Consider the following 13,281-nt stretch of genomic DNA (forward strand, 5'->3'; position numbering starts at 1 on the left):
ATCCGGCTCGAAAGCGACGCCAGGCCGGCGCCACGATGCCGCAATCCGGGCGGCAGAGCGGGTTGTTCAGACCTTCCTTAACTCAGGTGTTAGCGCCCGCAGTGGGGGTCCGGTGTTCGGGGTTTGTCCGTCGCACTCGTAGTTTGCCGCTCGCGTGCCACCGGCATCGCAAGCGTGTCGCCATGCATCGTCGCGTCGGGCCCGGCTGGTTCGCCAACTCCACGCAGCGTGCCGCGCCGTGCAAACCGCCCGGTCACACCATTGCAGCGCGGCACCCTGCCCGGCTGGATCCAGGCGGTTGTGGCACTCCCGCACCCAACTGACTCGGCTTGCCGCCCTGCTGGCGCAGCGCGGCCCGGTTGGCCGTGCCGCGTCGCTCTTGTCGTGGCCGGGCTCACGGGCTGCTGCCGTTCCGGGCCTGTCGTGGCATGCTCGCGTCCGTAGGTCTTCGGAGGCGTCTGTCCCAACCGGGCCGGGCGCTAACTAGTCGTTCAAGCCGACGCCGCTTCGTTCCGGCTTTGCAGTGGCAGGTAGAGCTTGCCACTGCAAAGCCTCCACTACGCGGCGCGGCTTAACTCCGGTGTTAGCGCCCAGGAACGGGCTGCAGGTCACGGGGTGTCGCGTCGCACCGGAGTCTCTGCCGCTCACGGCTGCAGACATCGCAAGTGGGTTGCCGTGCACCATCGCGTCGGGCCCGGGTTGCTTGGCAGGCTTCACGCCGCGTGCCGCACACACTCAGGTGCCACATTCGTTTTCCCGCAGGCCAGTGGCGCGTATGCGCGGCACCCGGCCCGGGCGGGTTCCCGGCGGTTGAAGCGGTTGCTCTCCCCCGCCCTTTTTGGCCTTTCGCCCTGCTGCGCAGCGCGATCATGCGGCTGTGCTCTGTCGCGCTTGGGCGTGTCTGGTTCGCAGCCGGGTTCTCGGTCAGTGCTCTGCCGTGGCATCCTCGCCACCTGAAGCCACCATTCGCGCTCCGCGGTTGCTCGGCTGGGCGCTAACAATTCGTCCAAGCCGACGCCGCTTCGCGGCGCGGCTTAACTCAGGTGTTAGGGGGCAGCATGAAGCTATGTCGCGATCGTCAACGCGAGATCTTGCAGATCTTGGCAGAGCGCTATCCGGATCTATCGGGCGATGTGGTTCGCGAGGACGCAAAGGAGTTTGATTGTGCGAATCTTCTCTACCTGCAAGAGCACGGACTCGTGCAATCCGGCGTTAATCGATCGCTTTCCGGTGCTTACATTTTTCAAGGTGCGGCCATTACGGCCAGGGGGCTGGACTTCCTTGCCGACGACGGTGGCCTTTCCGCGATACTTGGAACCGTCACTGTAAAGCTGCACACCGACACCCTAAAAGATCTCTTACGGTTCCGTATTGAGGCGTCATCGCTTCCTACGGAGCAGAAGAGCTGGCTTAGGAAGAAGGTAGACACGCTAACCGACGAGTCATTGAAAGCAGTGGCCAAATCACTCGTGCAACAGGGCTTAGACAATGTCCCAGATCTGTATCGGTGGCTCCAGACTGTCCTCGGTGCTGCCCCCTAACAATTCGTCCAAGCCGACGCCGCTTCGCGGCGCGGCTTAACTCAGGTGTTAGGCCGCGCACGAAGCATCATGGACACTCGAGCCCGTAATCGCGTTGCTTTCGCAAACTACGCTGTAGCGGCAGGGATCGCCGCATGGGGCGCGTACCTTTCGCTTATGCCCCTGTACCCGTCCGCCGGAGACAGCCACGGCGGTCTACTTGCTGTTTTCTCAGGCTTGTTTCTGGTTGCCGTTGCTCTTGTTCCATTCTGCGCGGGCCGGCTCGTGCAATTCCGGTCGCGTGCAGCGTGGCCGGTCCAGGTGCTAGCGTTGGCGTTGGTCGTTGGGCTATTCGGCTATGCAGTTCAGTGAGGCAGCAGCCGCGGCCTAACAATTCGTCCAAGCCGACGCCGCTTCGCGGCGCGGCTTAACTCAGGTGTTAGCCGCCATGGAGGCATCGATGCGCATTGGGGTCCTTCTACTACTGTCCCTGGCTCCCACGGCTTCGCTTGCCACACATACCTTGTGCATGTTTAAGGCGCCGCCCACTGCGCCGATAGACTCACTGGAGTTCCTGGGCAATGAGAAACCCGGGCCGATCCTCTTCCAAACCAGCCAAGGTCCACGCAGCCTGCCGTACAACAGTTGGAGGATCCTCGACTTTGATCGGCGGACCGGACGTATCCACCTCGTCTATGTCAACCCCGGCAATCCATCCTTCCCGCCGAGCTTCGTTTTGAAGGGTGAAGGACGGCACACGCGCTTGGTAGTTGGCGGCCAAACGTACACCGGCGAATTGGCATGTGGGCTCTGGTAACGTCTCTGGCAGCTAACAATTCGTCCAAGCCGACGCCGCTTCGCGGCGCGGCTTAACTCAGGTGTTAGGCACCGCAGGAGGCCTATGCGTCGTCTTGTAGCGCTCTTTGCAACCTTATGCATCGCGTGCAGCCTGCAAGCTTCGGGATCAGGGGCTCCAGCGCTACGCTGCATTGCTGCCAACTCATGCGGGTGTCGGATCGTTGTTTCTGGCCTCACGTGCCCAGCCGGCCACGCACACTTCTTCCACGAGCTGGACGACGGCTCACCGTTAACAATGGATCTTGGCCGCGGAGCCGTCACGGCATCCTCAACGCGACCACGGTCAAACGCCTTCAGCCATACCGCAGGCGATTCGTGGAACGAGAGCTATCGTTACACCGACGGCAAAGCAGTTGTTCACTATTCTCCGTCGGCCGTTGACTGCCCAAAGGCACCACAGGGCGAGGAGTGCGAGTATTTTGGCGTTGCTGCCAAAGTGACGCTCTTCGCCAAAACAGGCGCCTATAGCTATTCTGGCGTAGGCACGTGCGGCTGCTAGCGGTGCCTAACAATTCGTCCAAGCCGACGCCGCTTCGCGGCGCGGCTTAACTCAGGTGTTAGCTGCTACAGGCAGCACCTTGCGCGCCCGTACGTAAAGGCGTACGCTTTGGCTACAGGAGTCCGCCATGACCGCCTTCACCGCCAGCGAAGCCCGCGCCAACCTCTATCGCCTGATTGATCAGGCGGCAGAATCCCACGAGCCCATCCTCATTTCCGGAAAGCGAGCTAACGCGGTTCTGCTCTCAGAAGAAGACTGGGCTGCGATCCAGGAAACCCTGCACCTTCTCTCTGTGCCGGGGATGCGTGAGTCCATCAAGTCGGGCATGGCCGAGCCGGTCGGGTCATGCGCCAGGGATCTTGAGTGGTGAGTTGGCAAGTTGTCTTTACCAAGCACGCCCAGAAAGACGCAAAGAATCTTGCTTCGGCCGGTCTGAAGGACAAGGCGCAGCATCTGCTTGGCATCCTTGCCACTAATCCATTTCAGAATCCGCCGCCATACGAGAAGCTCGTTGGTGATCTTGCCGGGGCGTACTCGCGTCGGATCAATATCCAGCACCGGCTCGTGTACCAGGTCCTTGAACAAGAGCGCACCGTCAAGGTTCTTCGCATGTGGACCCACTACGAGTAGCAGCTAACAATTCGTCCAAGCCGACGCCGCTTCGCGGCGCGGCTTAACTCAGGTGTTAGCTGTGTACGTGGCCTGGCCGTATTCAGCAGTGGCGCCCGCAGCTTCGCGTCGTCTTCGGCCACATCCCGCACCAGGTTCCTCGGCTCGCGCCGCACAAACCACGTCGTCTGCGGTATTCCATACCGCCCAGGCATTACGGGGCGGCGCTCGGCAGCATGGCGGACCGGATCCCACGGCTTCGGCCACGGCCGGGGTGCGGCTTTCGCGGGGTTGCTCTGACCCATTTTCGCTTCGCTCATTGCAGCGGGTGCAAAGCAAGCCGTTATGGCTGGCGCCAACAGCACCCGCTGCGCACAGCTAACAAGTCGCTCAAGCCGACGCCGCTTCACGGCTTCGTTGATCCGGCCGGCGGCTCTGGCATCATCGGTTCCCTACCGTCGCGCCGCGGCGCGGCTTAGCTCTGGTGTTAGCGCTCACACTGGTTGCGGCTGTTCTAGCGGCTCACTAGGCGGCTTGTCGTGTCGCAGCTTGCGGCCGCATCGGGCGGCCAGTCTCTAGCCCGCGGTGAGAGCCCACAGCCTCCGGATCGGTCAGTGCCCGCGGTGCAGCCTGGCTGGCGCCTTGGCTTTCGGCGCCGCGGCGGATACATCGCGGGCCGTGGCAGAATCCATGCTCGCGCGGTTCACGTCCGGCCGGTTCCTCGGCGTGTGATCGCTAACTAGTCGTCCAAGCCGACGCCACTTCGTGGCGCGGCTTAACTCCGGTGTTAGCTGTGTACGTGGCCTGGCCGTGTTCAGCGGTGGCGCTCGAGGTTTCCCGTCGTCTTCGGCCACATCTCGCACCGAGGTTTCTCGGCTCGCACCGCGCAAGCCTCGTCGTCTGCGGTATTCCATACCGCCCAGGCATTACGGGGCGGCGCTCGGCAGCATGGCGGACCGGATCCCACGGCTTCGGCCACGGCCGGGGTGCGGCTTTCGCGGGGTTGCTCTGACCCATTCTCGCTTCGCTCATTGCAGCGGGTGCAAAGCAAGCCGTTATGGCTGGCGCCAACAGCACCCGCTGCGCACAGCTAACAAGTCGCTCAAGCCGACGCCGCTTCACGGCTTCGTTGATCCGGCCGGTGGCTCTGGCATCATCGGGCCCCTACCGTCGCGCAGCGGCGCGGCTTAGCTCTGGTGTTAGGCGGCATGAAATGAATTTCAGCGATCTGGAACAAGCAGCGCTCCAGCTCAATGAGCTCTACGAGCAGCTTGAGGTCAAGCGCTGGGGCCGTGTGTGGACCACGCAGGAATTAGCGCTCGGCTTCATGGGAGATGTCGGCGATCTGGCCAAGCTGGTCCAGGCACACGCCGGCGTCCGAACGATCGAAGACCACCAGAGCAAGCTTGGCCACGAATTGTCGGACTGCTTGTGGTCCATTATGGCTCTGGCTCACAAGTGTGGCGTCGATCTCGAGGCGGAGTTCGTCCGGAACACTCGCGAGATCTCGGAGTATGTGCAGGGCGAGCTGGCCAAATAGTCCGGTAGCCGCCTAACAATTCGTCCAAGCCGACGCCGCTTCGCGGCGCGGCTTAACTCAGGTGTTAGGCCCCGCAGGCAGGATTGCGGGCGTCGCGGGAGTTTCTCCCTACCCGCTTGGCCTCGTGCTCCGCACCATGGCTTCGGCCACATCCCGCATGGCTCGCGGTCGGGTTCACGCCAAAGCCCAACTCGCCTTCGGGCTCAGGCTCCATGCGAGCACATCGCGCCTGTTGGCCCCGTCGCACCGGAACGGTCCGCCGCTCCGCTTGCGGCAGCTACAGCGTCCACACCTTGCACCCGCAGCTTTCCCCTTCGGCCGTCTCCAGGCCCGCGGCATCCTTACACCCAGCCGTCGTACTATCGCGCTTGGCAGTTGGGCGTCGCACCCATGGGTTCCAGGCACGGGGCGTGGCCTAACAATTCGTCCAAGCCGACGCCGCTTCGCGGCGCGGCTTAACTCAGGTGTTAGGCCGCGCAGATGACTAACAGGCACGTGCGAGTTCTTCGGGTGTTAGCTCTGTGCACCGTCCCTGTCTGGTTCTTTCTGCTCTTCCGGTACGGGATGGCCCCGGATCAGCACGGAACGCTGCTACTGATAGGTGGTGCGGGCTTTATCGCCGCGCTAGTGGTGTTCTTCGCAACCCTGGCTTATGGGCCATTGGCCTTTCCGCGCGGCTCGCGCGAAGCCATGCTGGCCAAAGCGCTGCTGGTGCTTCTCTCACTCGGCCTTGCGGTAACTATTAGTGGTCTAGCGCGTAAGCTGTTCGGGTAGGTCGCGGCCGCGGCCTAACAATTCGTCCAAGCCGACGCCGCTTCGCGGCGCGGCTTAACTCAGGTGTTAGCTGTCGGTCTGCACTCCCGGTTTTCGGCGAGTGCGCCCGAGCATCCTCGGGGTGGCTTCGGCCACATCCCGCTCACCGGACTCTCTCGGCCCGCGCCGCGCTACACCCTCGTCAGCGGTATTGGATACCGCCCAGGCATCACAGGCGGCGCTCGGAGGCTTGGCGTCCGGCTATCCCCGCTTCGGAAACCCGGTGAGACATCTCCGGCTTGCTACCCACCCTCTACCCCTTCGCCGCCTGCAGCAGGGCGGTAGAGCAAGTGCGGTGGCCTCGCGCGTGCGGGTCCGCCCTGCTGCGCGCAGCTAACTAGTCGTTCAAGCCGACGCCGCTTCACCGCGTCTAGCAAGCCCGTCGCACTCTGGCATCATCGGCTTCGGAAAGCCCGCCGCAGCGGCGCGGCTTAACTCAGGTGTTAGGTGCCCAGATGGAGTTCGACAGCATTCGCCCCGTCATCAGCGGCCTCCTCGGTGGCACGATCGCCTCTTGGCTCGTTGCACGTTGGGCGCGCACCCTGCCAAGCCATTACGGGGCGGTTCCCCGCGAGTCGCTGCTGCGGCGCCACCGCGTCGCGGTCTACACATCCAACGGTCTCTTCCTGGGGGGCCTTGGGTTCGCGCTTTGGCTGTACACGGCAGGCGGCTTCGCTGAAACTGACCCACGGCCCATGGCTATCGGGTACGGCATCGCGTCAACGGGGCCGCTGTTGGCTCTGACGCTCATCTCGCTTGTCACCGGGCGCAGCATCCGCGAGGCATACGTCGCCTTTGCTTGGGGTCAGGGCAGTCCAATCTGGGCCACCCACGGCATACTCGTGCCGGGCGTAGTTGCCCTCATCTGGGGCCTTGCCAAGCTGGGCACCTAACAATTCGTCCAAGCCGACGCCGCTTCGCGGCGCGGCTTAACTCAGGTGTTAGGCGTTACTTGAAGGGAATCGCGATCGTGATGAAAAAACGGAACCTTCCTATCCTCGGTCTGATCAGCTCGGCCCTGCTGTTCTGGATGGCCACCGCGTTCTATCCAGGCGGAACCAGTGCTTCGCCAGACTTTGCTGGTTACAGCTGGTCCGAACACTTCATTTCCACGCTGTTTCGAGACTCAGCGCTCAACGGAGCCGCGAACACAGCCAAGCCATACGCAGTCGCCGCCATGCTCGTCTTTTGCGCCAGCGTTGCAGCGATCTTTTGGTCCCTTTCGCGCTGTGTGTCCGGGTGGCTCCGGAAGATCATCGCAATTGGAGGTGTCGGCTCCATGGTCTATGCCGGGTTGGCAGTTGTCACCCCAATGCACGACCTGCTCGTAACAGTCGCTCTAGCGTTCTTCGTCCCCGGCTTTCTGGCGACGCTTCGCCTTGTTCAAAACGCACGCTGGCGCAGCGCAAAGCTCGCTGGGCTCGCATATCTCGTCTTGGTTGTAGTGACTTCAGCCATGTATTACGGGAACCTATTGCCCGAGCATCTCGCCGCTGCCCAGAAGGCGGTGTTCGTCCTGGGCTCGCTCTGGCTGGCATGCGTGTATCAACTCAGCGAGGCACTTAGCGCGGTAACGCCTAACAATTCGTCCAAGCCGACGCCGCTTCGCGGCGCGGCTTAACTCAGGTGTTAGGCCGCGGTTGAGTGGTCTCAGCAGTCCGTCGCAGTCAACGGGCCGGGCTTCGGAAAGGTTCCGGCACGTCAAGGGCTCGCTTCGGCTACATCGTGCGCCGCTCGGGCTTGCGGGAAGTGATCCCTGCGTTAGGCACCCGCTCGGCATTCAAGCTTTCAACCGCGTTTTGCAGTGAACCCTCCGGCTACAACGGCCTTACGGCTGGGCGGCGCAACGAGCTTCGGGCGGCTTCAGGCAAAAGCTCGCCGCACAGATTGCGCGGGCTTGCGTGGAGTGAGGCTCGCGTATCGGGGCAATCCTGCGCGGGATTGCGTGCCGGCTCCGGCCGGTGCAGAGTGGCCTAACAATTCGTCCAAGCCGACGCCGCTTCGCGGCGCGGCTTAACTCAGGTGTTAGCCATCACAGGGAGAGTTCCTCAATGCCTCGCATCACTCTCACCGACCTTATTGAGGTCGTAACGAAGTCGGGTAGCCCAAAAGCCACCAAGGTGAGCCAATTGAAGAATCGGGCTGCATACGATCCAGCGACCGATTTCTATAAGGCGCTCCGCGAGGGGCTCGTCACACTGCACAAGAAGGGTGGTACCAAGGCGGACTTGCCCAGCCTCACAAAAGGTCTATTGGACCCAAAGAAGACGGCCAACTACCCACCAATGATTGCCGGCTACAAGAAGTGGTGGGGAAACAAGACCCTTGAGTGGTTTATACCTCCGGCTGACACGTACACCAGCGCGGGCATTGATGTGGCGATCAATCCTGAGCTCGGCTTAAAGGTCAACGGGCAACCGCATGTCGTCAAGCTGTACCTAAGAACGGATTCGCTAACGAAGACTAAGGCAGACCTAATTGTCTCGCTGATGAATCACGTCTTTGCCCCCTCGCAAGCACCGGGAACTCAATTCAGCGTCCTCGATGTTCGCAACAGCAAGCTCTTTACATACTCTGCGGCTGGAAAAAATTTCAAACCAATGGTAGATGCAGAGTTGTCATACATTGCAAGCCTGTGGCCACACGTGTGATGGCTAACAATTCGTCCAAGCCGACGCCGCTTCGCGGCGCGGCTTAACTCAGGTGTTAGCGCCCATGAAAACATCCTTCGCCACTTGGTTCGCAATCCTGGCTCTTCCGTTGGGGCTGTCAGCGTCCGAACCTAAAGCACCGCCCGCGTCTGATTCCCTGCTCCGGTCGTTCGAGTTCCTAGGCTGCAGTGGGGACCCATCCGAGTCAGTAGGCAGCCCTGCGGTCTGGCGGTTCAGTGCCTCAGGTGGTTCCGTGGTTCTGGTCCGCCACTCCGCCTCGTGCGGATACGATCTTGCCCGGCGTCCGGCGGCCCGCCTCGTGGGCGATCGGTTGGAGCTTTCGTATAGTCACGAGGCGAGTGGTCTAGCTGCCGCCTGTGAATGCGAGTACTGGTCGCGGTTCTCACTTGCGCCAGCTGCAAGCAAAGCTCGCTCCGTATGGTTTAACGGCGGTCCGGCTGCCGTGAAGGGAAACTTTCCGGTCGGGCGCTAACGATTCGTCCAAGCCGACGCCGCTTCGCGGCGCGGCTTAACTCAGGTGTTAGGCCGCTTGGAAAGTTCCCACCCATACCGGTATAGGGTTTCGCTCGCACTCACACACCCGACTCTTTCGGCTGCTGAGCTTGGCACCGTCCTGCCTGTGCAGCCGGATCATCAGGGAACCGTCGGCGAGCCGCGTAAGACTCCCAAGGGCGGCCCGTTACCTGGCACCTATAGGGAAAGCTTCTGGCGCCACTCCTTCGATACGCCGCAAGATGCGAACGTCGAAGAATTCATCGCGGGTCTCGCCGAGACCCTCAGCCCGAGTTTGCCGCGACTTCTCTCCGGCGGTGGCAAGGCGCGCCTATTCATCGGCTTGTTCCTCCAGCAGGAGAACATCGGGCTCGAACTCAGCCCGGAACTCATGAGCCGGTGCGGCGCAGTAGGCATTTCGCTAGGCTTTGACATCTACGGGCCGGACCCGAGTGAGGGCGCGGCCTAACAATTCGTCCAAGCCGACGCCGCTTCGCGGCGCGGCTTAACTCAGGTGTTAGCGCCCATGTTCGGCCTTGTGGTTCTCCGAGTGGTGCGTTGGTGTCGCGGGATTCGTGGGCACCGTGACAGTGCTGCTCGTGCGGTAGCCGGGTAGCTTGGCCGGCTTCACGCCGGATGCTGTGCACGCGCAGTGCGGCAGTCGCCTGCGAGGTTTCGTTGCGGTGCGTGCACAGCAACCGGCTCGGCTAGCTCGCCGGCGGCTGAGTTCGTCGCTCTATCGCGGCCCCATCGGCTCCGCGCCCTGCTCCGCAGCGCGCCCCATTGGCCATGCCGCCTCGCACGCACACCCCATCGGCTTGCGGCCAGGTTCTCGTCCACAGCGGGCCGTGGCATGCTCGCAGCTGGCGCGCCCGGGAGGATGGCTCAGTCGTCATCGGCTAGGGCGCTAACGATTCGTTCAAGCCGACACTGCTTCGTTCCGGCAAAAGTCTGGCACTGAAAAGCGTGCCAGTCTTTTGCCTCCACTACGCAGCGCGGCTTAACTCAGGTGTTAGGCGACAAGGCTATGGCGACAGACATTGAGCTGTTCAATCAGCACCAGATGGACACTAGGAACAGGCTGAACTTCCTAGTGCAGTCGGTGTTATTTCTCGCGGGCACCGCACTCACCGCATCGGTCTCGGTTTTTACGGGCTCCCGCACAATCAAGCTATCGGAAACGTTGCAAGCTGCTCTGGCGGCGTCTTGGTGGGCGCTTGTGGCTTCGATGTGTCTGGCTGTCGTAGTCGTCGCCATTGTTCTGCTTCGGGATTACGCCCTTGGAGAGCGCTGGCGCAGGTCCTTCGACGATCCGTCGGTGGATGCTAGCGGGACACCTGGCGCGGCAGATGTGGCAATAATCGTGTGTGGCATCCTGTCACTCATAGCTTTCCTTGGCGGCTTCATCGGCATTGGGTATGTGGCCACTTCCGTAGTTGTCGCCTAACAATTCGTCCAAGCCGACGCCGCTTCGCGGCGCGGCTTAACTCAGGTGTTAGGCCGCATGGGCGGATTCTCGCAACTCGTCATGGCAGCAATGCTGGTAACTGCCTGCGCACCTAAATCCGTTCAACATACCGCCGTGATAGCGGCCGGGATCGCGGCAGTAGAGCGTGGCACACCCGTCACCACGATCGTCTTGGCAAACGGGCTACCGGAGGAAGTGCAGCAGGCTGCCCGCCAAGTGCGCCCTACCGTTGCCGAAAGAGATCTTCCACCTAGCCCTAAGTGGGAACTGCCGCCGGGGCACTTCGTACTTAAAGCCGTTGAAGTATCGCGCTCGAGCGCTAAGGTTGTTGGGCTTATGGGCCCGGTGCCCGTCCTGCCACCCGGTGTTGGCCGGCTGTCCTGCGGGACTCATCACAGCGTCAACCTTCACCGCAAGGCCGGGCGCTGGGAAGTCGGCGAAACTGAGCTGGTGGTGTGCTGAGTGCTAGGCTGCGGCCTAACAATTCGTCCAAGCCGACGCCGCTTCGCGGCGCGGCTTAACTCAGGTGTTAGCTGTCCGTCTGCACTCCCGGATTTACGCAGGGGCGCTCGGGCATCGCCGAGGCGCTTCGGCTGCATTCCGAACGCCAGACTCTACGGTTCGCGCCGCGCCACATCCTGGTCAGCGGTATTGAATACCGCGCGGGCATCAGGGGCGGCGCTCGGAAACATGGCGACCGGTCTTACACACCTTCGGCCGGTCGGTGAGAGATCCGGGCGTTGCTATCCACCATTCCTTGCTTCGCCTACTGCAGCAGGGCGTAAGGCAGGTGCGGCATCCTTATGTCGTGAAAGATCGCCCCGCTGCGGGCCAGCTAACTAGTCGCTCAAGCCGACGCCGCTTCGTGGCTTCGTTGAAACACCCGGCCGCTCTGGCATCATCGGCTCCGGAAAGCCTGCGCAGCGGCGCGGCTTAGCTCAGGTGTTAGGCGACAAGGCTATGGCGACAGACATTGAGCTGTTCAATCAGCACCAGATGGACACTAGGAACAGGCTGAACTTCCTAGTGCAGTCGGTGTTATTTCTCGCGGGCACCGCACTCACCGCATCGGTCTCGGTTTTTACGGGCTCCCGCACAATCAAGCTATCGGAAACGTTGCAAGCTGCTCTGGCGGCGTCTTGGTGGGCGCTTGTGGCTTCGATGTGTCTGGCTGTCGTAGTCGTCGCCATTGTTCTGCTTCGGGATTACGCCCTTGGAGAGCGCTGGCGCAGGTCCTTCGACGATCCGTCGGTGGATGCTAGCGGGACACCTGGCGCGGCAGATGTGGCAATAATCGTGTGTGGCATCCTATCACTCATAGCTTTCCTTGGCGGCTTCATCGGCATTGGGTATGTGGCCACTTCCGTAGTTGTCGCCTAACAATTCGTCCAAGCCGACGCCGCTTCGCGGCGCGGCTTAACTCAGGTGTTAGCTGTCCCTCCTGCACTCCCGGCTTTCTGCGTAAGCGCTCGGGCTTACGTGAGAGCCTTCGGCCACAACGCGCGGATGCACCGCCAGCACTTCAGAATCCCGGTGGTAGCGGCGCCGGCTTCGGGCCGCCTGGACGTTGCGCGGGCTTGCTACCCGCCATTCCAGGCTTCGCCCATTGCGGCAGGGCGTAAAGCAAATGCAGTATCCCTATCTCGTGCTGGTCCGCCCCGCCGCTGGCCAGCTAACAACTCGTCCAAGCCGACGCCGCTTCGCGGCGCGGCTTAACTCAGGTGTTAGGTGCACATGGGACGTTCAATGGCACGTGTAGCAATCCTTCTCTGCATCTTCTTGGTCACGGACACGAGCGCCCAGATTCGTGCCTATGCGCCGCCTGCCAAGCCAGTGGACACGCGGCCTTATCACCGGCCTGCCCACGAGATCCCCAAGGCATGTAACGACACTCGCGGGAATCCCCAACTGGCGGCTGTGTGCACTTGGATCAGTCGCGGGCGGCCCCAAGCGTCAGGCCAGTGGCTTAGCATCCCCGAATATGGTTCGCCTGAGGCCAAGAGGCTGGGCTATGCCTGTATGAGCGGCCTTGCCATGCGTCGCCTGCCCAATGGCTGGGAGCAACTCCGTGATCGCTCGAACAACTTCTACCGCTGTCAGCCGTACTAAGTGCGCGGTCCGCATGGGTACGGGCTGTGCACCTAACAATTCGTCCAAGCCGACGCCGCTTCGCGGCGCGGCTTAACTCAGGTGTTAGGGCTCACATGAAGAAACCTCGCAAGCCGTATGACGATCGAAGCGATCTGGAGAAGCTTCAGTCTCAGTGGTGGAAGCTATCTGGCCTGCACTCGCGCGAAGAGTGGTCCGCCGCAGTTGTGAGAGCTGCCACAGCCGCAGAGATAGCAGCCAATATCGCTATCCGGTCTGAGTTTCAAAAAGTCGGCTCTTTCTCGAGTAGCTTTGTTGATTCGTTGCTCATCTGGGCGAATGGACTAAGAGGCAAGTTGGAGAAGCTGCTCATCCCCATTAGCAAAGACACAGAGCGCGGCCCGGCAATAGCTGCACTCAAAGGCCTAGCCTTGGAGGTAAATGCTGTGCGCAACGGGATTGCTCACCGCGGCGAGTTCTGCAGCGCCAAGAAGGCTGCAACCACTATCCAAAAGGCGCGTGAATTCGTCGATGGCATCATGCGGATCTACGAGCCTGAATTCGAACTCAAGGAACGTAAGGGTGAGCCCTAACAATTCGTCCAAGCCGACGCCACTTCGTGGCGCGGCTTAACTCAGGTGTTAGGGAAGGTCTGAACAACCCGCTCTGCCGCCCGGATTGCGGCATCGTGGCGCCGGCCTGGCGTCGCTTTCGAGCCGGAT

General features: G+C 61.8%; 13 protein-coding genes. All 13 read left to right on the forward strand.

The window, feature by feature from the left end; all coding sequences use genetic code 11:
- Nucleotides 1-1,058 precede the first annotated feature (1,058 nt).
- The 13 genes from EYQ95_RS24740 to EYQ95_RS24810 all read left to right on the forward strand — a co-directional run bounded on the left by EYQ95_RS24740 (nucleotide 1,059) and on the right by EYQ95_RS24810 (nucleotide 13,152).
- Entirely contained in the window at nucleotides 1,059-1,541 is a 483-nt protein-coding gene (locus EYQ95_RS24740) for a hypothetical protein (RefSeq protein ID WP_132331630.1), read from the forward strand.
- Between the two features lie 1,463 nt (nucleotides 1,542-3,004).
- Nucleotides 3,005-3,247: a type II toxin-antitoxin system Phd/YefM family antitoxin gene (locus tag EYQ95_RS24750; protein ID WP_132331635.1), complete on the forward strand. Its 243-nt coding sequence runs from the start codon at nucleotides 3,005-3,007 to the stop codon at nucleotides 3,245-3,247.
- Nucleotides 3,244-3,507 carry a Txe/YoeB family addiction module toxin gene (locus EYQ95_RS24755; RefSeq protein WP_132331637.1) on the forward strand — a complete coding sequence of 88 codons (264 nt, stop codon included), beginning with the start codon at nucleotides 3,244-3,246 and terminating at the stop codon, nucleotides 3,505-3,507. The genes EYQ95_RS24750 and EYQ95_RS24755 overlap by 4 nt, the downstream gene beginning before the upstream one ends.
- A 1,192-nt stretch (nucleotides 3,508-4,699) precedes the next feature.
- Nucleotides 4,700-5,026 (forward strand): nucleotide pyrophosphohydrolase, encoded by a 327-nt coding sequence (locus EYQ95_RS24760; RefSeq protein WP_132331639.1) that lies wholly within the window; start codon nucleotides 4,700-4,702, stop codon nucleotides 5,024-5,026.
- 480 nt (nucleotides 5,027-5,506) lie between these two features.
- Complete coding sequence (locus EYQ95_RS24765) at nucleotides 5,507-5,800, forward strand: hypothetical protein (RefSeq protein ID WP_132331641.1); 294 nt, start codon at nucleotides 5,507-5,509, stop codon at nucleotides 5,798-5,800.
- Nucleotides 5,801-6,294: 494 nt separating this feature from the next.
- Entirely contained in the window at nucleotides 6,295-6,732 is a 438-nt protein-coding gene (locus tag EYQ95_RS24770) for a hypothetical protein (protein ID WP_132331643.1), read from the forward strand.
- A 59-nt stretch (nucleotides 6,733-6,791) separates the two neighbouring features.
- Nucleotides 6,792-7,460: a hypothetical protein gene (locus EYQ95_RS24775; protein WP_132331645.1), complete on the forward strand. Its 669-nt coding sequence runs from the start codon at nucleotides 6,792-6,794 to the stop codon at nucleotides 7,458-7,460.
- A 430-nt stretch (nucleotides 7,461-7,890) separates the two neighbouring features.
- Nucleotides 7,891-8,490 carry a hypothetical protein gene (locus EYQ95_RS24780; RefSeq protein WP_132331647.1) on the forward strand — a complete coding sequence of 200 codons (600 nt, stop codon included), beginning with the start codon at nucleotides 7,891-7,893 and terminating at the stop codon, nucleotides 8,488-8,490.
- A 550-nt stretch (nucleotides 8,491-9,040) separates the two neighbouring features.
- Nucleotides 9,041-9,472 carry a DUF4279 domain-containing protein gene (locus EYQ95_RS24785; RefSeq protein WP_165924857.1) on the forward strand — a complete coding sequence of 144 codons (432 nt, stop codon included), beginning with the start codon at nucleotides 9,041-9,043 and terminating at the stop codon, nucleotides 9,470-9,472.
- Nucleotides 9,473-10,030: 558 nt separating this feature from the next.
- Entirely contained in the window at nucleotides 10,031-10,450 is a 420-nt protein-coding gene (locus tag EYQ95_RS24790) for a hypothetical protein (protein ID WP_132331651.1), read from the forward strand.
- Nucleotides 10,451-10,531: 81 nt separating this feature from the next.
- The gene (locus EYQ95_RS24795; protein ID WP_132331653.1) at nucleotides 10,532-10,933 is read left to right on the forward strand and encodes a hypothetical protein; all 402 of its coding nucleotides are present in this window, start codon (nucleotides 10,532-10,534) and stop codon (nucleotides 10,931-10,933) included.
- Between the two features lie 498 nt (nucleotides 10,934-11,431).
- Entirely contained in the window at nucleotides 11,432-11,851 is a 420-nt protein-coding gene (locus tag EYQ95_RS24800) for a hypothetical protein (protein WP_132331651.1), read from the forward strand.
- A gap of 824 nt (nucleotides 11,852-12,675) precedes the next feature.
- Nucleotides 12,676-13,152: a hypothetical protein gene (locus tag EYQ95_RS24810; protein WP_132331655.1), complete on the forward strand. Its 477-nt coding sequence runs from the start codon at nucleotides 12,676-12,678 to the stop codon at nucleotides 13,150-13,152.
- Nucleotides 13,153-13,281 lie beyond the last annotated feature (129 nt).

Source organism: Lysobacter sp. N42, assembly GCF_004344885.1.

Bases quoted from the DNA above. Each gene is read 5' to 3' on its own strand.
- EYQ95_RS24740 (WP_132331630.1), top strand. From the start codon at position 1,059: ATGAAGCTATGTCGCGATCGTCAACGCGAGATCTTGCAGATCTTGGCA.
- EYQ95_RS24750 (WP_132331635.1), top strand. From the start codon at position 3,005: ATGACCGCCTTCACCGCCAGCGAAGCCCGCGCCAACCTCTATCGCCTG.
- EYQ95_RS24760 (WP_132331639.1), top strand. From the start codon at position 4,700: ATGAATTTCAGCGATCTGGAACAAGCAGCGCTCCAGCTCAATGAGCTC.
- EYQ95_RS24765 (WP_132331641.1), top strand. From the start codon at position 5,507: ATGACTAACAGGCACGTGCGAGTTCTTCGGGTGTTAGCTCTGTGCACC.
- EYQ95_RS24770 (WP_132331643.1), top strand. From the start codon at position 6,295: ATGGAGTTCGACAGCATTCGCCCCGTCATCAGCGGCCTCCTCGGTGGC.
- EYQ95_RS24780 (WP_132331647.1), top strand. From the start codon at position 7,891: ATGCCTCGCATCACTCTCACCGACCTTATTGAGGTCGTAACGAAGTCG.
- EYQ95_RS24790 (WP_132331651.1), top strand. From the start codon at position 10,031: ATGGCGACAGACATTGAGCTGTTCAATCAGCACCAGATGGACACTAGG.
- EYQ95_RS24795 (WP_132331653.1), top strand. From the start codon at position 10,532: ATGGCAGCAATGCTGGTAACTGCCTGCGCACCTAAATCCGTTCAACAT.
- EYQ95_RS24800 (WP_132331651.1), top strand. From the start codon at position 11,432: ATGGCGACAGACATTGAGCTGTTCAATCAGCACCAGATGGACACTAGG.
- EYQ95_RS24810 (WP_132331655.1), top strand. From the start codon at position 12,676: ATGAAGAAACCTCGCAAGCCGTATGACGATCGAAGCGATCTGGAGAAG.